The 25,631-nt window shown below is 38.5% G+C and carries 28 protein-coding genes and 1 pseudogene; 3 read left to right on the top strand and 26 right to left on the bottom strand.

Features of this window, described 5'->3' with window-relative positions:
- Positions 1 to 244: 244 nt before the first annotated feature.
- Positions 245 to 307, bottom strand: a pseudogene (locus tag ACFFHF_RS10345) (hypothetical protein); the annotation flags it as partial.
- 296 nt (positions 308 to 603) lie between these two features.
- Between ACFFHF_RS10345 and ACFFHF_RS10340 the strand changes: the two are divergent.
- Complete coding sequence (locus tag ACFFHF_RS10340; RefSeq protein ID WP_377058062.1) at positions 604 to 1,689, top strand: DUF4085 family protein; 1,086 nt, start codon at positions 604 to 606, stop codon at positions 1,687 to 1,689.
- A gap of 132 nt (positions 1,690 to 1,821) precedes the next feature.
- Positions 1,822 to 2,136 carry a hypothetical protein gene (locus ACFFHF_RS10335; RefSeq protein ID WP_160549549.1) on the top strand — a complete coding sequence of 105 codons (315 nt, stop codon included), beginning with the start codon at positions 1,822 to 1,824 and terminating at the stop codon, positions 2,134 to 2,136.
- Positions 2,137 to 2,496: 360 nt separating this feature from the next.
- Here ACFFHF_RS10335 and ACFFHF_RS10330 read toward each other — a convergent pair whose 3' ends face one another.
- The 24 genes from ACFFHF_RS10330 to ACFFHF_RS10220 form a co-directional block, all read right to left on the bottom strand.
- Positions 2,497 to 3,258 carry an N-acetylmuramoyl-L-alanine amidase gene (locus ACFFHF_RS10330; protein ID WP_160549543.1) on the bottom strand — a complete coding sequence of 254 codons (762 nt, stop codon included), beginning with the start codon at positions 3,256 to 3,258 and terminating at the stop codon, positions 2,497 to 2,499.
- A 336-nt stretch (positions 3,259 to 3,594) separates the two neighbouring features.
- A complete protein-coding gene (locus ACFFHF_RS10325) occupies positions 3,595 to 4,929 on the bottom strand; it encodes a recombinase family protein (protein ID WP_377058063.1) in 1,335 nt (444 codons plus the stop codon).
- A complete protein-coding gene (locus ACFFHF_RS10320; protein WP_340902058.1) occupies positions 4,874 to 6,157 on the bottom strand; it encodes a recombinase family protein in 1,284 nt (427 codons plus the stop codon). The genes ACFFHF_RS10325 and ACFFHF_RS10320 overlap by 56 nt, the downstream gene beginning before the upstream one ends.
- Before the next feature lie 77 nt (positions 6,158 to 6,234).
- Entirely contained in the window at positions 6,235 to 7,218 is a 984-nt protein-coding gene (locus ACFFHF_RS10315; protein ID WP_160547816.1) for an N-acetylmuramoyl-L-alanine amidase, read from the bottom strand.
- On the bottom strand, positions 7,202 to 7,636 hold the full coding sequence (locus ACFFHF_RS10310; RefSeq protein WP_160547817.1) for a phage holin family protein: 435 nt from the start codon (positions 7,634 to 7,636) through the stop codon (positions 7,202 to 7,204). The genes ACFFHF_RS10315 and ACFFHF_RS10310 overlap by 17 nt, the downstream gene beginning before the upstream one ends.
- An 88-nt stretch (positions 7,637 to 7,724) precedes the next feature.
- Complete coding sequence (locus ACFFHF_RS10305) at positions 7,725 to 8,783, bottom strand: hypothetical protein (protein WP_340902055.1); 1,059 nt, start codon at positions 8,781 to 8,783, stop codon at positions 7,725 to 7,727.
- Complete coding sequence (locus ACFFHF_RS10300; RefSeq protein ID WP_377058061.1) at positions 8,780 to 9,937, bottom strand: phage tail protein; 1,158 nt, start codon at positions 9,935 to 9,937, stop codon at positions 8,780 to 8,782. Before ACFFHF_RS10300 ends, ACFFHF_RS10305 begins: the two co-directional genes overlap by 4 nt.
- Before the next feature lie 15 nt (positions 9,938 to 9,952).
- A complete protein-coding gene (locus ACFFHF_RS10295) occupies positions 9,953 to 12,553 on the bottom strand; it encodes a phage tail tape measure protein (protein ID WP_377058060.1) in 2,601 nt (866 codons plus the stop codon).
- A 64-nt stretch (positions 12,554 to 12,617) separates the two neighbouring features.
- Positions 12,618 to 12,896: a hypothetical protein gene (locus tag ACFFHF_RS10290; protein ID WP_160547821.1), complete on the bottom strand. Its 279-nt coding sequence runs from the start codon at positions 12,894 to 12,896 to the stop codon at positions 12,618 to 12,620.
- 152 nt (positions 12,897 to 13,048) lie between these two features.
- Complete coding sequence (locus ACFFHF_RS10285; RefSeq protein ID WP_340902054.1) at positions 13,049 to 13,225, bottom strand: hypothetical protein; 177 nt, start codon at positions 13,223 to 13,225, stop codon at positions 13,049 to 13,051.
- A gap of 11 nt (positions 13,226 to 13,236) precedes the next feature.
- Positions 13,237 to 13,662, bottom strand: coding sequence for a hypothetical protein (locus tag ACFFHF_RS10280; RefSeq protein ID WP_377058059.1), 426 nt, complete (start codon positions 13,660 to 13,662; stop codon positions 13,237 to 13,239).
- Between the two features lie 25 nt (positions 13,663 to 13,687).
- On the bottom strand, positions 13,688 to 14,443 hold the full coding sequence (locus tag ACFFHF_RS24790) for a major tail protein (RefSeq protein WP_446695001.1): 756 nt from the start codon (positions 14,441 to 14,443) through the stop codon (positions 13,688 to 13,690).
- A complete protein-coding gene (locus ACFFHF_RS24785) occupies positions 14,418 to 14,570 on the bottom strand; it encodes a hypothetical protein (RefSeq protein WP_446695000.1) in 153 nt (50 codons plus the stop codon). The genes ACFFHF_RS24790 and ACFFHF_RS24785 overlap by 26 nt, the downstream gene beginning before the upstream one ends.
- 275 nt (positions 14,571 to 14,845) lie before the next feature.
- A complete protein-coding gene (locus tag ACFFHF_RS10270; RefSeq protein WP_160547837.1) occupies positions 14,846 to 15,160 on the bottom strand; it encodes a hypothetical protein in 315 nt (104 codons plus the stop codon).
- Between the two features lie 8 nt (positions 15,161 to 15,168).
- The gene (locus ACFFHF_RS10265; protein ID WP_160547838.1) at positions 15,169 to 15,366 is read right to left on the bottom strand and encodes a hypothetical protein; all 198 of its coding nucleotides are present in this window, start codon (positions 15,364 to 15,366) and stop codon (positions 15,169 to 15,171) included.
- An 81-nt stretch (positions 15,367 to 15,447) separates the two neighbouring features.
- On the bottom strand, positions 15,448 to 16,110 hold the full coding sequence (locus ACFFHF_RS10260; RefSeq protein ID WP_340902050.1) for an HNH endonuclease: 663 nt from the start codon (positions 16,108 to 16,110) through the stop codon (positions 15,448 to 15,450).
- A gap of 32 nt (positions 16,111 to 16,142) precedes the next feature.
- On the bottom strand, positions 16,143 to 17,384 hold the full coding sequence (locus ACFFHF_RS10255) for a site-specific DNA-methyltransferase (protein ID WP_340902049.1): 1,242 nt from the start codon (positions 17,382 to 17,384) through the stop codon (positions 16,143 to 16,145).
- Positions 17,374 to 17,811 carry a helix-turn-helix domain-containing protein gene (locus ACFFHF_RS10250; RefSeq protein WP_377058058.1) on the bottom strand — a complete coding sequence of 146 codons (438 nt, stop codon included), beginning with the start codon at positions 17,809 to 17,811 and terminating at the stop codon, positions 17,374 to 17,376. Before ACFFHF_RS10250 ends, ACFFHF_RS10255 begins: the two co-directional genes overlap by 11 nt.
- Before the next feature lie 348 nt (positions 17,812 to 18,159).
- A complete protein-coding gene (locus ACFFHF_RS10245; RefSeq protein ID WP_160547841.1) occupies positions 18,160 to 18,513 on the bottom strand; it encodes a DUF8602 domain-containing protein in 354 nt (117 codons plus the stop codon).
- Between the two features lie 224 nt (positions 18,514 to 18,737).
- The gene (locus tag ACFFHF_RS10240) at positions 18,738 to 19,166 is read right to left on the bottom strand and encodes a DUF722 domain-containing protein (protein WP_160547842.1); all 429 of its coding nucleotides are present in this window, start codon (positions 19,164 to 19,166) and stop codon (positions 18,738 to 18,740) included.
- A 46-nt stretch (positions 19,167 to 19,212) separates the two neighbouring features.
- Positions 19,213 to 19,566 carry a hypothetical protein gene (locus ACFFHF_RS10235; protein ID WP_160547843.1) on the bottom strand — a complete coding sequence of 118 codons (354 nt, stop codon included), beginning with the start codon at positions 19,564 to 19,566 and terminating at the stop codon, positions 19,213 to 19,215.
- 302 nt (positions 19,567 to 19,868) lie between these two features.
- Positions 19,869 to 22,253, bottom strand: a complete 2,385-nt coding sequence (locus ACFFHF_RS10230) for a VapE domain-containing protein (protein ID WP_160547844.1) — start codon at positions 22,251 to 22,253, stop codon at positions 19,869 to 19,871.
- Between the two features lie 90 nt (positions 22,254 to 22,343).
- Positions 22,344 to 22,598: a hypothetical protein gene (locus tag ACFFHF_RS10225; protein WP_160547845.1), complete on the bottom strand. Its 255-nt coding sequence runs from the start codon at positions 22,596 to 22,598 to the stop codon at positions 22,344 to 22,346.
- A gap of 101 nt (positions 22,599 to 22,699) precedes the next feature.
- Positions 22,700 to 22,924 (bottom strand): helix-turn-helix domain-containing protein, encoded by a 225-nt coding sequence (locus ACFFHF_RS10220; RefSeq protein ID WP_160547846.1) that lies wholly within the window; start codon positions 22,922 to 22,924, stop codon positions 22,700 to 22,702.
- Between the two features lie 162 nt (positions 22,925 to 23,086).
- Here ACFFHF_RS10220 and ACFFHF_RS10215 point away from each other — a divergent pair, with 162 nt between their 5' ends.
- Positions 23,087 to 23,515 carry a helix-turn-helix domain-containing protein gene (locus ACFFHF_RS10215; RefSeq protein ID WP_340902048.1) on the top strand — a complete coding sequence of 143 codons (429 nt, stop codon included), beginning with the start codon at positions 23,087 to 23,089 and terminating at the stop codon, positions 23,513 to 23,515.
- Positions 23,516 to 23,838: 323 nt separating this feature from the next.
- Here the strand turns inward: ACFFHF_RS10215 and ACFFHF_RS10210 are convergent, their stop codons facing one another.
- Positions 23,839 to 25,482 carry an RNA-binding domain-containing protein gene (locus ACFFHF_RS10210; RefSeq protein ID WP_340902047.1) on the bottom strand — a complete coding sequence of 548 codons (1,644 nt, stop codon included), beginning with the start codon at positions 25,480 to 25,482 and terminating at the stop codon, positions 23,839 to 23,841.
- Positions 25,483 to 25,631: the final 149 nt, after the last annotated feature.

The following is a 25,631-nucleotide window of genomic DNA, read 5'->3' as shown; positions in this document are numbered from 1 at the left end:
CGCCCTTGATACTTTTATCGCAACCTTTTTCGACTGTTTGTCAAGAGCGATTGCGGGGCCTCACGTCCCCCCAATGGAAGTGATCTAATACTTTACATAGTTTTCATAGAACTTTTGACACTACCTTTGTTCTTTATCAAAGATCCTATTGCACGAACATACATTATAATTCGAAACTGCTCTAATCCTTTTCTACTTCCCCTAGGTACTTTTTAATTAATCCTTCAGCCTCTTTAATACCAGCTTACGTTAAGTAAACAGATTTGGAGCGGATGCTCCCTCGTGTTAGATCATCATCAGTTAATTCATTTAATGTATCAAACGGATATCCCTTCCACTTCTTCTCATTTGTCCTGGAAGTTCATTTTCTTTCCATGATGTTAAGTATAATAATAACAGAGTAAGCTCCTTAATCTTTCCCTCCATGTCTAACAAAACCCTTCCTAAATCAGTGTTAGTTTTAGCTTATTAGAAAATCCAACTATTTACAATCATGTTTCTTCATCGTTAGCTCTGTCTAACATAGGGAATAAGACTTTACTAGAATCACTAGTTAAAAATTTATAGTATACTATTTTTACCAACTACTCCCGAGGTGATATTATGTGGAATATATCGAAAGAAGCAAAAGAAAAATTTTTAAAATATAATCTTCTTCCCATCCATGAATCCGATCACGAGTGGGAAATTGTATTAAGAGAAGCAAAAGAAGAAGGGGAAGATCTTAATACTCGTTTAAACGAAGAGATTGAAGAGGTACGAGAGGAATTGTTACATGTGTTACCTAGCCGCTTCATTCCATATTTGAAAAATGGTACATTAAACCAACCTACACTACCAAAAGCAGTGCGTGAAGATTATTTACAATGGATGAGAGAGGCGGACAAGGAATTTGAACAAGTTTTAAGTGCTGCCCATGAAAATACGAAGATGGCCGTTACATACTTGCCAGCTTCTATACAAGATATCTTTGCGGAAAGTTTGCATGATTCAACTATTGAGCGAATTGAACGAGAAAAGGATACGCTTCACCTTTACGTTAATACAGATGGTGGGTTTTCCTCAAAATCGCTTATCCATTTCATTTTTAAAGGAGTTAAATCTGAAGAAACGGATGAGCCAATCCAAGTTGGACAATGGTTTATTTATGATGAGTTACAGAAAACCGATGATGGATTTGCGTTTCGTGTATTATTTGAATGTCCGGTAAGCCAGTGGACAATTGCAATGCAGGAGCTAGATGCCCAGTATTTTTATCGTCCATTGGAATATACGATATTGAGAGATGAAGAGAAGCTTGAGGATATGTCAATTACTGATTACATCGCAAAGTTAAATTCAGAGAATCGTTATTGGTTCATTACACCACATTTAGAGTGTGCCATTCAATCATTATCGGAAACCTTCGTCATAGAAAACGGGTCGATTGAATTTGGACAAAATGAAATGGTTGTTACTGTAGGGAATGAACGTTATTCGTATGATTTAAGCGAATACAATCCAATTAAGTTTATTTACACGGACGTTTATGAAGATCCATATGCGCATCTTAACAAGCCTGTGTCAACAGAAGAAATCGAAGTAGCGGCATTGAGTGATGATTTAGAATTACAAGTACGAGCTGGAACACAATGTATGCAAATCCTAAAGAATTGGCAGACGTTATTAATCGCGTATTATGGAAAATAGAAATTACGGAAGAAAATGAAATGATGTTAAGCATTTATGCAAGTCATTTTTATAAAGAAGAAATTTTGAAAGAAGCAGTTATCGAAAAATTCCGCACGTTAATTGATTAGCTTATACATTGGGGGATCAGATATGATTGGTTTGCTTAATATTGGCAGCCTCGCGCTTGGACTAATTGCTTGGATACTGCCTGTTGTTAATCTCATGCAATATGATAAGCATGACCACAGGAATTGGGTCGCTCTCTCCATTTTGAGCATCAGTGCTTGTGCTATTTCGCTATGTTTCCAGATTTTCTATAACTATCATCTGGTAAAGATTGAGGATTGGTCTGCTCTTATGGACACAATGGGTGCTGTGGCGTTCGTCGCAGCTGCTCTTCTCATCGTTACCATCATATTAAATGCAATTACCCTGATCGTATATCGTGACTGGACAGCAAAGTAGGATATAAATCCCAGCTTGTAAGGTTGTAATATATAACTAATTCAAAGTCATAAAGAATTAATTCACGCTTTGCTTATTATATATCGAAGATTGTGAAAGGTCTTAAAGTAACGGAGTGCGATTGCTGAACAAGGGCAGTCGCTTTTTCACTAACGGTGCAGGTTTGTTGAACAAGGGAGCATAGCCGTTATAGGACTTTATTTTTTCCTATTGAAGGTAAATTCTTTTGCGATGCAGAAATTTGTAAGATAAAAACAAACATAAATTTTGAAGTATGTTGAAATAGGAAGAAAGAGAGACATCGTGAATCTCTCTTTCTCATTTTTCTATTTGAAGACCAATATTAGGAGGAATAACTAATTATTCTGAATACACAATCGCATCAAATCCGGCATTCCTTGCTTTAGTTGCTAAAGATTCTGCATTTTCTTTTGATGTGAAAGCTCCAATTTGGACTTTGTATAAACCATCTCTAAGTAAAACTATAGCATCGAATCCTTTTGACCTTGCATCTGCAGCAAGTTTGTCCGCATTAGACTTGATACGAAATGCACCTATTTGAACTTTATACAGAATAGTTGGTTTTCTCGTTAAATTAAATGCCCTAGCTAGTCCATTAGCGTGTCCTGTGGCAATAGTCGCTAAGAAACTTGTGGATTTTAATTTTTTAGCGTCATTAGGGTTATCTATAAACCCATTTTCCGTTAACATAGCTGGCATTCTTGATTCCCGTAATACATGGAAGTTAGCTGTTTTTTTACCACGATCAACAAAATCTACTGCCTTAATAATTTCATCATGAATGATATCCCGATATGTGGTTGTAGGGGCTCCAACACCAGGATAAATATAGCTTTCGAAGCCTGTCCCCCCACCAGCATTAATATGGATGGAAAGGTAGTAGTCTGCTCCCCAATTGTTTGCGGCATTTGTTCTTTCACTTAAGCTTACAGTTTGATCGCCTGTTCTACTCATTAGGATTGTTACACCTTCGTATTCATTCAATAAGATATCTCTTAGAGTTATAGCTATCTGTAAAGTAAGATTCTTTTCTTGCAGTCCATTTCCTACAGCTCCAGGGTCTGAACCGCCATGTCCAGGATCAATAAAAAGTTTAACCATCTTAATTCATCACCTCCATTAATAATATATTAAAAAGGTGCTAATATGCTTGGGCTAATAAATTAAAGATAAAATTATGCTCAAAAACTATTATCATTACAATCGTTACAATTATGTTTTTTACAAGGTCTTGTACCCATTATTAAGCCTCCTTTTAATTGAAGTCATAATAGTAAATCCAGGAATTAGACAACCTGTAACGGCTACAGTATATTCTGGCTGAAAAAATGCTGATAGTTGGGGGCTAATAAAAAAATGTGAAATACTGCACTTAAAGTAACGGGGGCGTTAGTGGAGGAAACAATTGAGGCTTGGAGCTATTTCCAAGCCCTATTCTTATTTATCAATTTGGCACTCAACCTCTGTACCATCGAGCAAAGTCACAATGACCTTTTCGTCTTTGTAGATTGTCATCTTCTCTACAAGGCTGAAGAATAAATTCGCATCAAATGTTGTAATGGGTGTAGCGTTTTTTGTGATTTCAATAAATTGTTTGGCTTTATATTTCTCGAGTTGGCTCTCGCTGGTGTACTTCTCTTCCCACTTTTTAATAAAATACTCGCTGTTTTCTAAAATGGCATTAAAAACATTAATGAAAATTTGGTAGAGTACTTTATCTTCAATGTGCGTATTGGTGCAGCCCTTTTTCCCTTTCTCCATATACTTTTTGTTACATCTCCATACTTTCCTTCTAAACCGATCATCATTGGAGTTCCACACCTTTCTGCCAAAGGCGCTGCTGCAATCGCCGCATATCACTTTTCCTGCAAATGGGTTATCGCTGGTTCCATAGTCTATTCTTTTAAATCCATGGTTTTCTGCAAATTTCTTTTTCCTTTCCATTTCAAGCTGCACCGCTTCCCACATATCCTTGTCAATAATCGCCGGGTGGTTATCTTCCACATAATAACGTGGAACTTGTCCGGTGTTTTCCACCCTCTTCTTAGTTAAATAATCAACGGTGTAGGTCTTTTGAAGAAGGGCATCACCTTTATATTTTTCATTACTCAACATCTTTCTAATGCTGCCTTCATACCATTTGGCTTTGCCGTTCCAATTTGGAACCCCCTCTTCTTCAAGCTCTCTAGCGATTCGATTTGGCCCCTTTCCATCGAGATAATCTTTAAATATCCTTCTGACTATCTTGGCTTGTGGCTCGTTTATGATTAGGTTGCCATCTTCATCTTTATCGTAACCCATGAATTTTGTATGATTAAGGGCAACCTTCCCCTGTTCAAACCGTCGCCTGATTCCCCAGGTAGAGTTTTCCGAAATGGACCTACTCTCATCTTGGGCCAGGCTGGAAAGGATACTTAGTAATACTTCCCCTTTCGCATCTAATGTATTTATGTTCTCTTTTTCGAAAATAACGCCAATTCCTAAATCCTTTAGCTGCCTTACAAAATTCAAGCAGTCCAACGTATTTCTTGCAAAGCGCGATATGGATTTTGTAATGATCATGTCAATTTTTCGGTTCTTACAATCCTCAATCATTTTATTAAATTGTTCACGCTTTTTCGTATTGGTTCCTGAAATTCCTTCATCTGCGTATATACCTGCTAGTTCATAATCTGGGTGGTTAGTAATGTAAGTTGTATAATAGTCAACCTGTGCCTCATAACTTGATAACTGTTCTAATTGGTCGGTCGATACCCGGCAATACGCTGCCATTTTCTTTTTCCGGGGTTCGAACTGTTCTGGATTTACCTTCATGTTTGCACTTGCTGGAATAATGGTAATGTTTCTTGCCATTCTTTATAACCTCCTGTACAACAGTTTCCTCTTTTATGTCGAGCCTTCCAGCAACCTCATCATCAATTTTCGTTCCTGGGCAGGCATTCTTTCCGTTTTTTATATAGTTGCTGCATTGCCACACTATTTTTCTGCAAGGTAGTTTGCTGTTCCACGTCCTTCGCTTTAAGCTGGATCCGCACTTCCCGCAATAGAGCATTCCTGTCAAAGGATATCGCTTTTGATATTTGCTTTGATCGCCAACGTTTCCTCTTGCCTCAGCCCTTAATTTCATTTCTTTTTGAACTGCATCCCATTCCTCTTTTGAAATAATGGCTGGATGGTTACCTTCAATATAATAACTGTCTAGTTTACCGTTGTTTCGGATGGTGCCTTTTTTAAGATGGTCCGGGGTATAATACTTTTGAAGAATAATATCGCCTTTATATTTTTCATTCTTCAGCATGTTCAAAATGGTGCTCTCCTGCCAATTGCCACCTGCAACGGTTGGTATCCCATCTGCGTTTAATTCCTTGGCAATCGTGAATACCCCTTTGCCCTCCAAGTAATGTTCAAATATCCTTTTAACAATTTCTGCTTCCTCTTCATTGATAACTAAGTCGCCATTTTCATTCTTGTCGTAGCCTAAAAACCGATTGGTGTTTATGATCAGCTCCCCTCGTTCAAATTTCTTCCTTATCCTCCATTTAATATTTTCACTAATATTTTTGCTTTCTTCTTGTGCCAAGGAGGAGAGGACGGTAAGCATTAACTCCCCATCCCCTGATAATGTGTTGATATTCTCTTTTTCGAATCGAACTTCAACGCCTAGTTCCTTGAGTTCCCTAACCCTTTTGAGCACAACTGTTGTGTTTCGTGCAAATCTTGAAATGGATTTTGTGATAATTAAATCAATCCCACCTTGCTTTGCGAGTTCTATCATTTTTTTGAATTCTGGGCGTTTGTCAGTAGTCCCGCTTATACCGCGATCTGCAAACACTCCCACAAATTCAAACTCCGGGTTTGTTCCAATCAATCTTTCATAATAATTAATTTGGTTTTCTAAAGACTCACCTTGCTTTTCATGATCAGTTGATACCCTAGCATAAGCACATACTCTTTTCTTTTTGTCTTTCGCAATGGTTGGTTCTATAATTCTAACTCGCAATGAAGGCCCTCCTTTCTATCAATTTGGTACTACCATATATCACTCTAAAGGCCTTAAAAATCAAGTTAATAGAACCATTATTCGAATTTAATAAAGCCATCAAATCCTGCTGCTTTTAGCTTTTTAAGTATCGCCTCTGCATTGTTTTTCTTAGATAAGGCACCCACCTGTACTCGATAATACTTATTTGCCTTTGACAGTTTTTCCGTTTTAGTAGATGAATTAATTAGCGTTAGAGCATCCTTATCAATCCAGCTCATAATCCCCGCAGATTCTCTACCATTCTTCTTATCTACCTTTTTACCTAGTAAAACACAGGACTTTCCACCTTTAACCACCGTTCTCCCATTCGAAATAACCTGAGTTACTTTATGGTAGGAACCTGTTTTGACCCAAGTTGGAATGGATGCCCCGCCGGGATAATAGGAATTTGCTGATGCTTTCACTTCCACTACATCACCAACCTGAATTTCAGTTGATACATCGCCAGGGGTACTTGTCTTATTTAGTGCAGCTCCCACCGCTACTCGAAAAGAGTTCATACTTTCCCCATGCTTAGGAAACCAATGCATAACATCTCCATGGTTACTGGCAATACCTTTTTTACTTCCCTCTGAATGACAGATAATATCCTTTTCAGTAAGGCCATACTGTTTGCAAAGCAACACACAAAGTTCCACCGCATTTTGCCAAGCCTTTCTAAAATATGCTTCGTTCTTTGAAACATTGTAGCCCACCATTGTGGAACCTTTACCATAAGAAAACCCACCTGGCTCACAAATCTCAAAACCAATGTGAGTATTATTTGCTGTTCCACCAGCATGCCAACCCCGATGGTTCCAAGGCAAGTACTGCCACACCCCTTGGTCATCAACAAAAGCATGGACACAAACCTGTCGATTGGTTTCACCCGCCTTGTACGATTTATTCCAACGACTGAACCACTCCGCTGCCATTACTCCAGGAGTTGCTGTTGAGTGGACCATTAACCCTTTCGGAGCAATTTTCCTTCCAGCAGTAAAACAATCATTTCTGGTCATATACTTAACGTTTAGTTCCATTCTCATCTTCCCCCTTCGATTTTCCATGCAACTGAGCTAAAACATCTTTCAGTTTTTGTGGTACCGGAAGTCCAATTCTTGTGGAATTTTCGATAATGCTAATTCCTTCATTGGAAAGATAAAAAAAGATGACAGCTGTCCGGATGACACTGCCCTCACCAATCAGTCGGCTGTCAATGATATGAGCAATTCCGACTAATATAAAAATAAGGATCTTTTTGAAAATCCCTCGTGCACCAATTTCACTAGAAAGTTCTCGATTGATAATCGCCACCATAATGCCAGTAATGTAATCCACAATGACAAAAATAATGAGAGCATATAAAAATCCATCAAGTCCGCCAAGGAACCAGCCCAACCAACCGCCCACTGCAGCAATTACTGTTTGTACAACTATCCAAAACTCTTTTATTGCCATGTTTCTCCCCTCGCTCTCCAACCTGTTTTAATCTATATAAAAAGACGCCTGTGACAAGATAGCCACAAAGCGCCTGTATTTTCATTATTCAATAGGGTGCATAATACACATAACCACTAGCTTTCACATAAAACCCGTCACCTGGTACATAGATAGCCCCACCAAATGTATCTGAATTAGTGGTAGTAAATCCTGGTTGTTCGACTCCTTCCCACGTCAGTCCATCTGCTGATACATACAGCATGCTTTCGTTAAACAAAGCATATTTCCCCCAATCTTCCATCCAGATGATATTTTCTGGATTCGGAATGTTATTATTGGCGAGATCCCCGCCATGAGATAAATTGGTTTCTGTAAGTTCGGTCGCACTGTCATTCATTACACAAAGATTCACATGAAAGATCCCACTAACATAGCGGTATTTCATCACAAAGAGCTTATCGTGAACGGAACGGACATACATATAATATGTATTTAAATCCTCTGGAATCGTTGTGGACCAAGAACCTGGGCTTGAGGTGCTTGCTGCTGCAATAGAACGATCTCCACCTACAACTCCAACGAATCTTCCTTTATGAGTGGTCATGTAACTAAAAATAGGAACCGATGAACCATCCGCTCCTACCAATGTCCAAGCCGTTCTTTCTGTTAGCGAATCAAAACTGTAATACACCGGCGACTTATAGTACCACCAGCTAACGACTCCAGAACCAATACTAGAATCATATGCCCCTGTGGTCATAGAGTTTTGTGCTCCCTGACAGTACCCAGCGTTATGCCAAGTGATGCCGTCAAAAGAAGCAATGATATTAGCAAGCCCTACTATCTTTGCTAAAAACACTCCACCACCAGCATACAAAATTTCTGGTTGGCCGTAGCTCCACCAAGGAACATCGACTACTGTCCATTCCCCAGTACTTTTATTGAAATAAGACATATACGGTGTTTTGGCATAATACACTGCAACTTGTGCATTTCCATTATCGTACACATTAATTTGCCTTTCACTTCCATACTGAGTGTATCCAAAATCATTATAATATTTTCTTTGCCAGCTTAAGGTGGGGATGGGAAGAATGAGTTCACCTCTACCACCAAAAGCGGCCCAAATAGCTAATGTATTATTAAAATTCCTGTGATAACTCATCCTTCCACCACCTTTTCAATTCCCGTAATTCTGCCGCTGCTATCTGTTGAATAGTTGTAACTTGCCGTCTCTCCATCCGCATAGACGATATCAAACCTCGCAGAATCCACTGTCAAAGTCGATACTTCTTTTAGCAACAACTCTGAAAAAATATCTTGCAAAGTAATGCTTGTAATTCGACCATTACTATCAGATGTATAACTATAATCAGCAAAGTACTGGTGCGTATCCCCTTTTTCAACTTCATAGGTTACATGAATCATGGTTTCATCAATCGTCAAATTCTTTACTATCGTATAAGAAACTCCAAGCTGATCCATTTGGTACTTAAGGCCATCTACAGAGCTGCCCACATCATTCAGAGAGCTTTCCACTTTATTCATTGAGTTTTCTATCCGATAAAAAGTATCCGAAATACTTGGTTTGTATCTGCCAACCTCAACTTGAATGTTATATCGATAGAAGGGGTTATATTCCAATGAAATAATCCTTGTTTTCACATCAATACCGAGTGGTTTAAACACAATATGCACATTATCCCCGACTGCTAAATTCAATAGTTTAAAGAAAGAGATATTGTATGATGAGGCATTTTCCCTTGAATCATGAGAAACAGATACATTAGTGACGTTTTTTGAGCCCATTACTGGTTGATACTCACTACTGCCACGATGTTTACGGATATTAATTAAATAGCCGTTATACTCAATTTCGCCACCTAAAATGGCAACGTACTGCATAAGAGCTGCCCTTCTAGACACTTCCTGGTTAATTTTCATTGTGCAACTATCGGTAAAATCAACTATTCCTGCTGAAAAAGGAGTTCCTGATAATAGCTGATTTAATCCAGCCATAGGATCTCCCGTAAAATCAAACGCATCTATATTAAAAATCTCATCATTTAAAATGTAAGATACATGTTCACACGTGACAGAACAGACTGGAAGGCTACCTTGTAATGACTTAGAGATTTGCACAATTTCAAAATACTGATCGTTTAGCTTAGCCAACTGCTTTGTCTTTAAAGCGAGGGCAGACTTGGCCAGAACGGTAAAAGAAAGAGTAAATTCTCCCTCAAGCGTTTCCCTTAAGTTCGCAGACATTACTTTTCGGACCGTTTGAATTAACGTATTTCCTGCATAGTTTTCTATCACCAATCTGCCCTCCTTTTACGATCCTGCCACTCCTAAGTTTCTGACGGTCACTGTATTTTGGTTCCATTGAAGCTGGGCAATAATCCGAGTTAGCACATTCCCATCAATAGTTAATGGAATCGTTACATCAAATGATGCACCGCTCTTTCCTCCTTCAACTCCAGTGACCACACTATCCATATTTAAATCAAAATCAGTAGGAATAGCGCCTTCCATTTCTTTTTCTACATTGCCCATCGCATCTGAAAAACCAACACCAATTCCTTCACCCATGTTCTCCCCGATACCAGCGAAGACTCTGGAAGGTGAACGAATCCCAAGAATCCCTTTCACGCTACTAACAATGCCTCCAACAAAGCTACTGACCTTATCCTTAATCCACCCAACCATGGAAGCAATACCGTTCCAAAGTCCTCGGACGATGTTTACCCCTACTTGACCAATTGAAATAGCCGCTTTTCCAATCCCTACAATAATTGCAGAAACGATTTGTGGTAACTGTGCCACAAGCTGAGGAACCGCCCGAATTAAACCAGCAGCTAATTGAATGATTAGCTTAATTCCCATTTCAACAATCATTGGTAGATTACTAGTAATAAAATTTATAATCGATGAAATAATGGCTGGTAAGGCTTCAATTAATCTTGGTAAGGCATTAATAATCCCTACCGCCAAACCTTCTATAATTTTAAAAGCCGCATCCAACACCAATCCGAGATTGTTTATAATTGTTTCCACGATTAATAGAATTGCTGCTACAATCGATGGAATCAAGTTTGGCAGGGCCTCACCAATACCAGTTGCCAGGGTCACAATCATAGTGAGTGCCGCTTCGATTAATGCAGGCAGATTGGCAATAATTCCATCTACTAAACTAAGGACAAGGTAAAGAGCTCCTTCTGTGATTTGAGGCAGAGCCTCAATAAGTCCCTGAAGTAGAGTCGTTACAATTTGCATGGCAGAATCGATGATCATTGGAAGGTTTTCTACAATGGCACCAACAAGGGACATAATGATTTGAAGCCCTAATGTAACGAACTGAGGCAACTGCTCGGTAATGAGTTCAGTTATACCAGCAACGGTCTCACCAATCACCTCTGCAATTTTTTCAAAATCCCCGTCTGCTTCATTAATCCCATTCGATAAGCCAGAAAATAAATCAGTGATTCCTGCAGACACTTCGCTCACAGCAGGCAAAAACACGCCTTGTAAGGAACGTTTTACCCCCTCAATGCCATCAGTTAGGTTGTCATATTTGACCTCTGTTATTTGGGCCAATGCGTCTCCGCTAGCTACAGTACTGTCTTTTATCCCAGCAAGAACAGGAAGTACATTTGCCTCCAAGTCTTCAAACTGAGTACCAAATAGCTGCACACCAATCGTATTTTTGAGGAGAGGATCTTCAATTTCTTGTAGTTTTTCGATGACACTGAAGAAGGCAGCATTTGCAGTCTCACCGCCCTGGGCAAACTTATTCATCATCTCTTCTGCATTGAGGCCCAAAGCCGTGAAAGCTTCCATACTCGTATTACTTCCATCTTTGGCCCTGATATTAAATTCCTTAACAGCATCCCCGACCTTATCAATACTGAATGCTCCACTTTCTGCTCCGCCTATTAAACTAGCTATAAACTCATCCGCACTAAGACCAAGGGATGCATATTGAACAGAGTATTCATTCAAAGTATCTAAAAGGTCACCGTTTTTATCAGCTCCGTTTTGGGCACCCACAGCAATGATGTTATAAGCTTCATCTGCAGAGATCCCAAAGTTTTTCATGAGAGCACTTGCCGCTCGAGCAGATTCTTGCATATCGAAGTCAAAGGTTTTCCTCAAAGCAAAACCGGACTCGGTGGCTTTTTCTAGCTCATCACCCATGAGTCCGGTTATCTTTTGTACCTCTGAAATTCCTACAGCCACATCATCCAAGCTGTCACCGAAATTATGCTTGTACACGTTTCGGGCAATTTCACCCAATTCCTCAAGCTCTGCACCTGTTGCACCTGTTGAAGCAGAGATTTGGTTGACGGCCATATTGTATTCATCACCAAGTTTTATCAGGCTGGCCCCTGTCGCGATTGCTGCTGTTCCAATAGCAGCTACTGCTGCACCAATCGTCGCACTGATACCTTTTAAGACGCCACCTAACTTTTCAAAGCGGCCAGAAGCATTTTCAGTCTCATCTGCTGCATTTTGTACTTCGTCAGCAAACTGCTCCACTTCCTCTTCAGCTTCATCAAATCCTTCATTTAGCTGATTAATGGCTTGGTTATTATTTTCAAGCTCCCGCTCCATTTTCATCAATTCTGATTTGGCATTATTCAGTTGAATTTGCCAATTTTGAGTTCGTCTGTCGTTCTCTCCAAAAGAATCCGCCGCATTTCTCAGGGCAGCTTCTAATGTACTGATTTTATCCTTTTGAGCATCAACCGACTTGGTGAGCGCTCCATTTCTTGCAGTAAGAGCTTCGATCGATTGATCTTGCCTATCGAATTGGGCGGTTACGAGTTTCATTTCACTACCTAATACTTTAAAGTTTCGATTGATGTCCTTTAGTGCATTCTTAAAATCCTTTTCTCCTTCAACACCAATTCTGAGCCCGAAATTGTCTGCCACGACTCCACCTCCCCTCATCTAAAGCATGAAAAAAGACCCCCTTTGAAGAGTGCCTTCCGATTCGTTACAAGTAGTACCTGATAATTAATCTTGACCCATATCCTTTTGTTTCCGTATTACCAGACTTAGGCTTCGGTAATTGAATCACTTCATCGCCAGGTTTCATACTTTTATACATCGCCTTGCAACAACTAAACATTCTTGCATTTTTGCCTTTATGATCCCCCATCATTTTATGGAGTGTACCACTACAAATTTCGATGCTGCTTTCCCCACATTCCCTTGCATCTACCTTCAGCCTATTAATCTCTTTCACAAAATCCTCAAGCTTTGGAATCCCCATCACTACAACCCCTCTCCCTTTTTTCGGATTGTATCACAAACACCATTTTGTAAGTCAAGACTATGACTCTGTATTGTGTTTAGTGGTGTGATACGAGAAAAAGCTTGATATATCAATGGTTAAGAGCACTTTCATCTCTGAAAAAATTATTTTTAAATCCCTACCGGAATCACGTCATCGATGAAGATTTCTTGTTTTGGCTTAGCAATTCCAGTAAACTGCTTGTGGCATTCCCATAAATCCATTAAATAGCCCATTGGCATCAACCAGACTTCTTGCTCACTCCGATTTAATTGAGCAGTTCCATAATAAATAAGTCGGATAAACAATTCTTCATCGCTTACCCGACTTCCGCGTTTTTTGACGTTTCACTCTCGATGTGCCGTTTTGTTCCTTTCAGCATACTTGCCATGATGGCGTTTTTGTACTCTGCTAATTCAAAGGGAGTAGTCAACAATTCCACTTCATCCTCTGACAGCAACTCTTTCTTTTCGTTTTTATTTCTTAGATTATGAATCAGGATGGACTGATTCGCTAGCAAAGTAATTAGCCAAACAATCTCATCAAGCGCTAGTTCAAAGTCCTTTGTGTTCATTAGCTTAGCACCGAGGTTCTCTAGGCCACCATATCGTTTTGCGATTTCCTTTGTTGCCTTCGTGGTCAAAATCAGTTTATATTCATCATCACCAATTTCAATAACAGCACTTCTTTCATCAGCTGAAAAATCTAGCTCTAAAGCTGCAGACTCTTTATTTTCATTTCCCATCTCTCATCTTCCTCCTATCTTAAGCTTATGACACATCCACCATAGCTACATTCGTTGTAACACTACTAGCACCAACAGAACTCAGCACGCAGTAATAATAGTAAGTTCCTCCAGTAAGATCCGTTGGAATATCCAAGCTAGCTGATGTTTCTCCATTGATAACCGTTCCCCCACTGGTGCTGTCCAAGGAGTTTTCATACCATTGATAGGTTACTGGGTAACTTGTATTTGTACTTGCGACCACTGATAAACTACCGGAAATACTACCTTCAGCTACTTCCGTTAATTCCTCTGGCTGGGAAGTAACTGTAATTGTAGGAGTTACCGGCGAAAAATCAGGCTCATAAACAGTACTAAACCAATTCGTAATGGTTTCCTGGGCTACCCCAGTGTCACCTTCGGTCACTTCTGCCTTCCATGGATGTTTATTTTCCGCATCCAGTTTATTTCGTCTAAAGACCGTACCTTCTATGGTGGGACTACTAAACGTAATCGATTCACCCTTCGTCGCAAGGCTAGTCGTGGGAATACTAAAGATAACCCGATACAACCAAAAGTATCGATACTTTCCATTCGCTTTCTTAGCACGAAACCCAACAGCCACAGGCTTTCCACCATCTTCACTCCTCGAGATCACGACGTTGTTGCTATCAATTTTACAGCCCGATAAATCTTGGGCCACTAATGAACCGATATCATCAATCCCAAGGCTTAACGTCCCACTGTTAAACTCTTTTACGATCTCAGATGCTCCATCATCCGCATAATAGTATCGCTTCAATGAGCTCAACACTCAATTCAGCTGTCATCGCCTTGGCTAGTATCTTTGGGGTTCCATAACTTTCAATGCCATTCTCATCTTCTGTGATATTAGCATAATACAAACGATCAAATCCGATAGTTGCCATTTAACTTTCCTCCATTTCATATTCTTTCATTACATCAATCGCGTAATGATGGTATTTTGTATCATTCTCAAACCCTATATGGAGCGCTGAGATATTTTGGTTTTACTCCTAAAAATTTACCAAGTCTTTTGACCATTTCTTTTCGGTCCATTATCATTACCTCCTGTGTTTTGGTGTAGTACATATATCACTCTAAACACAAGGAATAGCAAGTGAATCCTGGACAATTTCGCATTTACTTTGATAGAAGAAAACAGGCCCCCTAATGCCTGCCGCTAATCTATTTCTATCGCTGTATATCTTGGCCAACTGTACCCCTCACTGTTAACAAGTACCTTTTCACCCGTGTCTTTGTTAATGACTCTGATGCAGCAAACTTCCCTGTTCTCATTCACTCCGCCATCTTCTTTTGTGATCCAAGGCTGGTCGTTGAAGAAGTCGTTTGCAAAGTTATGAAAATCGGTATCTTCTAACTCCACTTCTTTTGTTACAATGTAGCTTTGTCCTCGCTGCCCTTGTTTAGCAGCTTCTACTGTGATTTCCTTCATCTCCGCTAGATTACTAACTTTCCTTCCGAATAATACTTTCATTTCATGATTCACTCCACCTCAACGTATTCCATGATAATTTGAAGGGCCTCATCGTATGAGCCGGATCCCATCACTCGCTCACTCACTTCCTTGGCTTGTACGTCTTTTCCATGCTCTTTTAAATTTCTACTGACCCGCCCAAGGATTGAAAAAATATTCCCATCTTCACCCAGCAACTTGCATGTAGGCTTAAGGTTTTCTTCCATTGCTGCGCCTCCAATCTATTCAAGGTAGTAGCATATTGCCATACATGTTGAGGGATAGCAACTAGATTGCAAGGATGTTTTTCAAGCACTTTCATCCTCTAAAACAGAAACAGCCGCCTTATCAAAATGGCGACTGCATTTCTCATATACTAGTTTTTTAATCCATACAGGGGCTTCTGGTGCATCGTTAAGCCTTCCAAACTCTCCAAACATTAATTTCATCCCTTCATTTCTTGCCTGAACTGCCTCAATAAAATGATGAAAATACCCTAAGTGAATATCATACTGTGAAACCTTAATTCTAGCTCGATACTTTCCTCTTGGTGAGTAGAAACTAACACCAGTTACACCAGAGGTATTATTTATTTGCAACGGTTGATTACATTGATTTTGCTGATGGGTACATATCCTTAGATTGCTTCGGCAATTATTCAGTGGATTTAAATCAATGTGATCCACTTCAAAGCCTTTAGGTGGGGTTAGGAGAAACTGATGAAGTTGTTGCCCTCTACAATCAGTAACATAAATGGTACCCTCTGTCCCATTTGATTTATTCGGGTACCATGCCTTTGAACTTACCTTTTCAAAATCTTCTAAGTCAATTGTAAATTCAAATCCACCAGAAAGAGTTCCTACCATGGTGGTACCATCTTCAAGTAAATGATACATATTTTTGCTACTTGCTCTTAATGAACGAGTTTCTAAACTTTTCACATCCTTACTCATTTCAAGGGCCGTTTTCAACCGCTTCTCCCCCCTTCAACAATATCGCTACATTATTCTAAAATTTCTACCTCTTGAGCCAGCTCTGAATATGGAATTTTCACTCCATCCCTTTCAACAAATACATTTTCATCGGAGCCAACCTGTTCGATATATCGTTTGACGCCAACATCCACAAATTTCTCTTCTAATTCAATGGCGTGGCAAATCCTATCCAGTTGTTCACAAGCAATAAGGGTCGATGCACTTCCTGAAAAAGGGTCAACGACGATAGCATTAGGTGATGTACTATTTCGAATGGTATAAGCAATTAGTTGTACAGGTTTCATGGTGCTGTGGAGATTATTTTTTGCTGGCTTATCGAACTCCCAAATAGTGGTCTCTTTTCTTCCTGCATACCATTTATGGGTCCCACTTTTCTTCCATCCAAATAAACAAGGTTCATTTCTCCACTGGTACGGGGATCGACCTAAAACCAAGGTTTGTTTCACCCACTGACAAACGCCTGATAAATGAAACCCTGCATCTTCAAATGCTCTTCTAAAAATAAGTCCTTTCGTATCTGCATGAAAAACATAGATAGACGCATCATTGGTCATGACGTTTTCCATATTCTTAAATGCATTAAACAAAAACTGGTAGAATTCATTATCCTTAAGATTGTCATTTTTAATGGTTCCTTGGCTTCCATCATAAGATATGCCATAAGGGGGATCTGTCACGACTAGATTTGCTTTCTGACCATCCATCAGCACCTTATACACTTCTTCTTTGGTGCTATCTCCACAAGCTAACCGATGCCTTCCTAGATGCCATATATCACCTGTCTTTGCAATTGCAGGCTCTGATAATTCCTTCTCCACATCAAAGTCATCTTCTTGGACGTCCTTATCATGAACATCACTAAATAACTGATCAATTTCTGGTGGCTCAAAACCTGTAAATGAAATATCAAAGTCCGCTGACTGTAGATCCTTGATAAGGTCAGCCAATAGTTCTTTATTCCATTCGCCGCTGATTTTATTCAGAGCGATATTAAGTGCCTTTTCTTTTGTCTTATCAATCTCAATGATGACACAGTCTATCTCTGTATATCCTAAGGTTTTCAGTACTGTAATACGCTGGTGTCCACCAATCACCGTCATATCCTGATTGACGATTACAGGCTCAACATAGCCGAATTGCATAATACTGTTTTTGATTTTTTCAAACTCACTGTCTCCCGGCTTAAGTTTTTTCCTTGGGTTATAGCTAGCCGGAATTAAATCATCAATGGGCAGTTTTTTAAACTCCATCTTCTTCACTCCAAAATCTTGATTTGATATAGCAGTCATGACTGCAGAACTTTCTTTTCTTGTTTCCGTAGCAACTGAACTCTTTTTCACACTGCGGGCAGGTATAGTGGTAAATAGCTGTTTCACTTTTATTACGTGCCTGAGGATTTTCTTTCCACCAATTCCGGCGACATTCATCCGAACAGAACTTCCGAGTCCTTCCACGACCTTTTTGGTTGATTGGGTTCCCGCAGCAAGTGCAGAGTAGATGATTGTCCATTTGCTCTTTCACATTTAATGCGACAACTTTTGAATTACCAGCAAGTCCATTCCTTTTACAAAAACCACGGATACTATCTCTGGATTTTCCCAAGACAGCTGCAATGGCTTTGTATCCCACTCCTTTAAGCCGAAGGTCATAAATCGTCTGTTTTTCTACTTCGTTCATCTCTCACACCCCTTTCTGCGTTAACTGTATTGAAAATAGCAATAAAAAAACGCCTTAATCAGCTATTTTTCAAGTGATTACTGGCGTTTAACTAACATTTTTAATTTAATTAATAAAGTTGCTTCAACCCTAGTATCCATAAGGATTGAGCAGTTTTTGCACTACTTCTTAATTAAAACCTCGTCGCAAATTCAAAAATAGTTTTAACCCTTGCGCCTATTGAGATTTAATATCTTTTCCAACCTTAGAGGTATACCCCCCTTATTTAATTCCGCGAAAATTCACGTGAAGGGGGCGCGCGGTCGCCATATAAAAGGTTGTAGAGATTTGACCTCCCCCACCCGTCCATTAAAAAGTGTAGATTGGATACTGATCTTCTGTTCTTGTCTTACGATCATGACATCTCTTACACAAAGGCTGCCAGTTCTTTTCATCCCAGAACAGTCTCTGGTCTCCTCGGTGTGGTTTGATGTGGTCAACAACCGTTGCTTGAGTCAGCTTCCCTTTCTGCTCACAGTGTTTACAAAGAGGGTGGGCGTTTAAGAAACGCTTGCTCGCCTTCCTCCATCGGTTATCATAACCACGCTCGGTTGCGTTTGCTCTATCATCTACATGAAGCTTTACATGAAACTCACAGTACTTGTCGTCCGTTAACAAAGGACAACCGTTGTGTTTGCATGGCTTCTTTGGTTTCATTGGCATGGCTCTCAACTCCGTTTAACCGTCATCATTATGTAAATAACAAAGGGCATTCAATAGAATAAAGGCATAGAAAAAGCCCCTATGATTAATAGGAGCTGGGTTATCAAGAATGTTGCGTTTCCTAAGATCGACTCGATATAACTTAGGCATATGCTACAACATATGGTATTCTTGAAACTTCTATACCTTTGCAACTTAATACTACTATACTTTTAGAGTGGCATTCAATGACATTTAGTGGCCTCTTTAAGATTATCCATTTCTTTAATTGCTTTTCCATGAATCCTTATTACTGTCCTTTTATCATATCCCATAGTTGCCGCAACATCTTCCCAGCTTTTCCCCGAAAGGTACCTCAACTCCAGTAAAAACTGATCATTTAATCTACTTATTTTTTTGATCATTTTCATAATGTTTATCTTTATTTCAACCATGCATTCAATATCATCTTTGATTTCATCTTCTAATTCCAGCACTTTAATAATCGTACTTTCCATTCTACTTTTCTCAATGCCCCCACCACCCACATTATCCATCGTAAAGTTGGTGGTTACTTTCATGGACAAGCTCTTTAAAGATTGTAGCTGCTCCAGTTTGTTCTCAATCATCTGATCTAACCAAATAGCTTTTGACAAATAAGCCTTTGAATTCATTAACGTCATCCTTTCTAGTTATTTTTTGTTCTTTCATTTCATTTTCTTAACTCTCTGATTTTAAAAGCATGGGCATCCAATGATCGGTTTTATAATCCTTCGCAATATTTGCAACAGGAATCTCTGGCATATCACCATCTATCAAATAGTTTAAATAGTTAGATGGTTGGAGGCATATCTTATTTTCTTCCAGAATAATTGCTAGAATATCGATGGCTTGTTTATTCCAACCACCCCAAAACAGAACATGTGGATACTTGCTATGATGAATCACCTTATCCCCTTGATACGCAAAACAGTGCTCTTCAAAAATCCTCTCCACTTCAATAAAGCTTACATGGTCTTCGTTTAAAACTTTTGCAATGATGGATTGTTTTATCGTTTCGAATTGTTCTTCCATTTCAGCAGCTCCTTTCATTTTAAATATGATTCTTTCCATTTCTGCCAGTTGCCTAAGTCCTTTTAAAAAGGGGCAAACTATCTCTACTGGAGATTTCTCCTATACTACTAAGCTAGTACTTATACTCTAAATATCATTTACTATTCTTTATAAAAGATAAGACTTTAGGAAACACAATCTCTGTAACCCCTGTAAATAGGGGGTTTTTAGTGGTTTCCTTTACGGTTGCCTTAGTTTTTTTAGGAAACCTTGATTAACCTTTCTAGGTTGCCTAATAATTAGAAAAATTGACTTCTGGTTGCCTAAGTTTCTTTGTGGTCTTCTCTCACATACGTGATCTGCACACCATAAATAGGATGCTTCATCTTGCCTGATTTGTTTCCATCGTATCGTTTCCAACCACCAAGTTTCACTAAAATCCCTTGAAGTTCAAATGAAACGCTACGCTTTAAATCCGATTTATCTTTGCCAAAACATTCACACCATATCTCCTGAAAACATACTTTTGTCCTTTTCTTGGTTCCTAGCGGTGGTCCAGAATCAAAAGCTGTTTCCCCAGCCAAGTAATTACGTCTTTCAAATAACTTCATGGCATCCCAGTTTTCTGGCAATAAGGTTTCTAGATACTCTTTCACAAGACCCTCTCGATCGTCTTCTTCCATTGCTTCCTGCTGATATCGATAGGCTAACTCTGCTGATTCTCCTTTAAGGATCAGTTCCTCGCCCTGCTTATAATAAACAATAGCCTCGGCCCATATCTGATTCACCTCTGACTGGTTCAAATCTGCCCATATATTCTTTTTTCCTTTCCCAACGTGAACAGGCCAATATCTCCTATTTCCAGTAACATCTCTTAAAATACCTTTTTCTGAATTCGTCGTCCCCACAATGATGCACTGCCTTGGGTGACTTTCCACATAAACACCATAGCTATGTCTAAACTTATCATCCAACCTCGTGATAAATGCCTTTACCAATTCCATATCGACCTTTCGAAGTCCCGCAAGTTCGCCAAGTTCTAAAATCCAATAGCCTTGTAATTTTTCAGCCGAAGCCTTGTCCCTCATATCCGACAAAGTCAAACTATCTGAAAACCAATCCATCGCAAGTTTGGAGAAGAAGGTCGATTTGCCTAATCCTTGGTCACCGATAAGAATTAACACATTGTCGTACTTGATACCCGGTTCGTAGACTCTTGCTACTGCTGCACATAACGTTTTTCGCATGACCTCCTTTGTATAGCTGTTCTCTTCAGAACCAAAATAGTCAATCAGCAAACGATCAATTCTTTTAGTTCCGTCCCAAACAGGTAGTCCATTAAAATAGTCCTTTATTGGATGAAAAGCTCTTTCAGATGCAGTTGTTAAAAGGGCATCCTTAAACTTTGATGGTGAATAGATCCCATACTTCTTATCCAACAGCACCTTCGCATTCGATAAATCTGCATCATTCCAGCCAGGCTTTACCTGTTTCCAAGGTGGTTCACCGTTAATATCCAATCGATGAGACAACTGATTATAAGCAATCGGTATAAAAAGCTCATCATGACGAAGGATTTCCGTTATATTACTCAGTGTATCTTTGACACTACCATTCTTATTAACATCAAGCTTTAACTCCCAATTTTCATCATCAAACTCTTCCTTTGCCTGTTCTATCCGTTCAAATGCTAGTTGCTTTCGTACTTGCTCATCTTCTGAACAAATTTGCAACATTGCTTTATAGGAAGGAAGACTGGTAGGCGGCGCCCCTTCTTTTGTCATTTCATCTAGCTCAGAAAACTTATGGATTCGCACCAAGTCGAAAGCGTTTAGCAATTTCCCACAAGCAGGGTCTGTAGCATGATGTGAATAAGCATATTTGTCATCATAGATCATGACACCCGCTGATGAATCTGCTGGTATATAATCAAATCGCCCCTCCATTACACTTGGTGCATAAACATCTGATAGAAAGGTTTCAATTGACGCTGTAATGCTATAACTTCTACAAAAAGCTCCAACCATTCCACTCTTGGTTATAGGATCTTCTTGTTTTTTTATTTTCTTTTCAATAACCGTCGTTTGTCTTGAAGAAACAGGCCAAGTAGAAGTATCCTTCCAATCCTTATAAAGTTGTAAAATAGTGTCTGGGTCTAGAAATGAACCATCAATCTTTTTAAAAAAGTACTCCCCGTCTGATGAAGTGCTCGGCCAATACATAAGGCGATTCGGTTCATAGGTAGTATCATCAAACAGTTCCATACCTATTTCCTTTGCAATCATTCTGCTAAGGGCTTGGTACTCATCTGGTGAAACAGTTCGTGACAATGGGATGATAAGCCTGAGTCTAGGTTTTTCTGGACAATGCTTATGAGTAGAGTAGATACAGCATGCATAGTCATAGAGCATTTCAATATTGGTGGCTATCGACTCCGTATGATCTGCGTAATCCATATCCAATGTGAGCATAGAGCGAGATAAGACATTTTCTTTTCTACGCCTATTATCTTTAAGCTCTCCAGCAACAAAACCCCCGACGTCCTTCACATTATCCTGTTGGTACTTTTTCATCTTGCGGTACTCTGCCTGTGTCTCATTCGTAACGATAGTTCGGGAAAGTTTTTCTGTAAACTCTTCCCATGACACTAGCTTTTTTTTCCAAAACTTATCTTTACGGCTATTGCCCGTTGAAATGATGAAGTTCATGACGTCCTCCTTTTTTAGTAGTTAAGATTGGACTAACCGTAGGGGAAAAACAGTATGAAACCCTTTTTGTTAGTCCCATCCTCAGTTTTGTTAAATATCGTTTTTGTTCTTCCAAGATGAATCGGTAACCTGAATATTATCTGAAACAAAAGTTGCTAAATTCGTATATTCACAAAGTGTATAGATATACTCTGTGTCACAACCAGCACTTGTGATAAGCTCTTTCACAGCTTGTACTACCTCTTTATCTTCACTATGTGCTAGCAATTTCAATTGCTCTAGAATTCTTGCGATAATAACTTCTGTCCCATATTTCTCGGTTAGTGATATTAATGTTTCATTCATTTCAAATCCTCCAGTATTTTTTAGTGTATTAGCTCTTTCATTTTCGCAGTAAATTGACATTTCCAATTCGTTCAGTAAATTACGTTTTCGTTTAAAACTAGTCACCTGTTTTGCGTTTGCGTAATTTTTGGAGTAAAAAAAATTTCACTAGGATCCTCTATATTTAAATAGTCACAAAGCAATTGTATTTCTCCTCTGTAAAAATCACTACTCCCATTGACTTTACGATATAGAGTAGCTTGATTGATCTCTAACAAATCAGCTACTTGTTGCATAGTTTTTCCTGACATAATCACTTGTGCCTTGAATTTTTTCTTATCAAACATTCCTTTTCACCTCCTTTTTTGCGTTTACGTAATTTTATCCTAATATGTCTTTTTGTAGCTGTCAATACTTAAACGCAATATTTTATGTCAAAACAGACGATCTAATTGCATATACGCAAAATTTCTAGTATATTTAAATCAATCTTATAAGAAGGTGAAAAAATGGAGTTTAAAGATAAAGTTAGAAACAGGAGACTGGAACTGGGTTTAACACTTGAAGATGTTGCTAAAGCGGTGGGAGTAAGTGCACCTACGATACAGAGATATGAAAGTGGAGAAATTAAAAACATTAGAAAAGACAAAATTAAAGCTTTATCTGACGCCTTAAGAGTTACTCCTTCCTTCTTAATGGATTGGGAAGAAACTGCAGAAGCCAAACAAAGCTTTGATTATTTTCTAGAAATGCAACTACGTTTATTAGGCTATGAAATAGTTTATGACGAAGAAAATGGCTGTGTTGTCTTAGTAGGAAAAGAAGGGACTTTTGAAATATCTGAATCAGATGTAGAAGACCTTAGTAATAATTTGAAATCATTCCTTAACTTTAAAATATACGATTTAATGCAAAACTCTAGGAAAATCGATAAGTAACAAAACGAAAAAAAGCATCATTTCATAATAATGTGCTGATGCTTTTTTCTAGATATGATTTGCGATTCATAAATTAATATTTTGGTCCACTTTCGGGCCACACGTCAATTTTGCGGTCCAATTTGCGGTCCACTCATTGACTTTATGGTCCGCTTTTTGGCCCAAATATCAACTTTTCAGATCACTTTTCGGACCAAATACCGATTTTGCGGTCCACTTTCGGACCAAATACCGAATTTACAGTCCGCTTTTCGGTCCACTAATTGGATATAAAAATCTTCTTTCGGACCGGTCACACGTCTATGAATAAGATGTTCTTATCTTTATTTTAACTTATATATACTGGATCTAGATTTCCCTTCTAAAATTAACGTCCCGTCTTCCCTTAATTTTTTTAAAATACGTTTACTACTTGTAGAAGAAAAGCCACATAGCCTCTCAACATCCGCCCTAGTCATAAATGTATTCTTAGACAAATAATCAATAATCATTGTCTTAGCTTGAATTTCATCAAAATCTTTATCTTTAGTATATTCAATGTTATCATCGAATGATTCATAAACCCTGTGTGTAAACATATACCTATTTCTATTTTCCCTTTGAAGAATATTTTTCTTTTTACAAAGGACATTTAGTACGTTGGTGGCAGACTGTGTTGTTATTTGAGCTACCTCAGCAGCTTTACTTAAACTAATTATTTTATTCATTTTTACATACTTAAGTATACAAATTTCAGAAACGGAAAAATCACCATTTTCTTCTGTTTCTTTATTAATAAATCTTAGAAATTCTATATCCTCTAAACTGCTTCTTAAAGTCAAACTAACGGCTTCTGTATAAAGTTTATATTCTGGAGCGGATTTTCCCAATGACAGCATATCCTTAAATATAATATCTACGCCTTGTCCAGATCTTTGAACATATTTTAATCTTTGAAGCGTTTCGGCAATTAATTTATTTCTAGGTGCAGATGGATGAGTTATAATATTATTACTGTCAATTCCTAGTGGAAACGAACCAGGATTTTCAATTATTATTTCACTTGGATAATACTTAATAATTATTGACGATGTACTCTCGTAATCCCTGTGTGCAATGGCATTTAACAAAGCTTCTTGAAATACATTTGTGGGATAATCATATACTTCTAATTTAAACAGTCCCATTTGAATATTCTGTATTGAATTTCTATCTTCAAATATTTGCTGTATTCTGTCAACTGCTGAAATTAATGGAACTTTTAGCTCTAACCGCTTGTTATATTCGGTTTGGCCATCATTATTATATGTAAGTAATATTATCTCAGCTTGTGGTAGATGCCTCACTATCGATTCCTTTTTACCAACAAATAGCAATCCTGCAATAGTTAACCTCACACCGTCGCTATTATCTTCAATTAGCCTTAAATCCCTTAAAAAAGATAAATCATCCTCTTGATACAGAGTTGAATCTTTATCTCGAGATTTTATTTTCAATTTTAAACTTTCTACTTCATGAAAATCTATATCAAATTCAGAAGTATCTTTTAAAATCTTAGCAGAGAAATCTCCTTTAAACCCCTGAATTATATTGGATTGATACTCTCCAGGATAAAAAGGTTTTGTATTTTTTCCTAATCGCTTATACACTGTTCCTCGAGATGTCGCTACAGTTTCAGGGGCTTTAGGAACTATAATTTTTAATATTTCTTTTCCATCAATAGTAATGTTCTCTATATCTGTAAAAACTTTTGGCACTGTACGGTCATATATACTCTCTATGATGCTCTGTTCATCATAATCTTGGCAGCCAGTTATTTCACCGTTATCTTCCACACCTACTAGAATTATGCCACCCTCAGCATTAGAAAAGCCTACAGTCTCGTTCGTTAAGATTTCCATAAGCTCTTTCTTATTCGGAATCTTTACCCAACTTTTAAACTCAACTACTTTATTTTCACCTCTTGCTATTACGTCCTTGATATCCATTAATTTTCCCCCTGCACTAATATCGTATTGTCAAAACTTTTATATTAAATAGGCTATAAAATACCTTGATAGAGGGCTTTTTGAGCAAAAAAATTGCCACCCCCTGAATTTTAGGAAATAGTGAGGTTACCACACCAAACACCAACCTA

Source organism: Robertmurraya beringensis, from assembly GCF_042433785.1.
Lineage (GTDB): Bacteria > Bacillota > Bacilli > Bacillales > Cytobacillaceae > Robertmurraya_A > Robertmurraya_A beringensis.
Note: the sequence above shows the minus strand (reverse complement) of the source record. Positions and strands in the feature narration are given on the sequence as shown.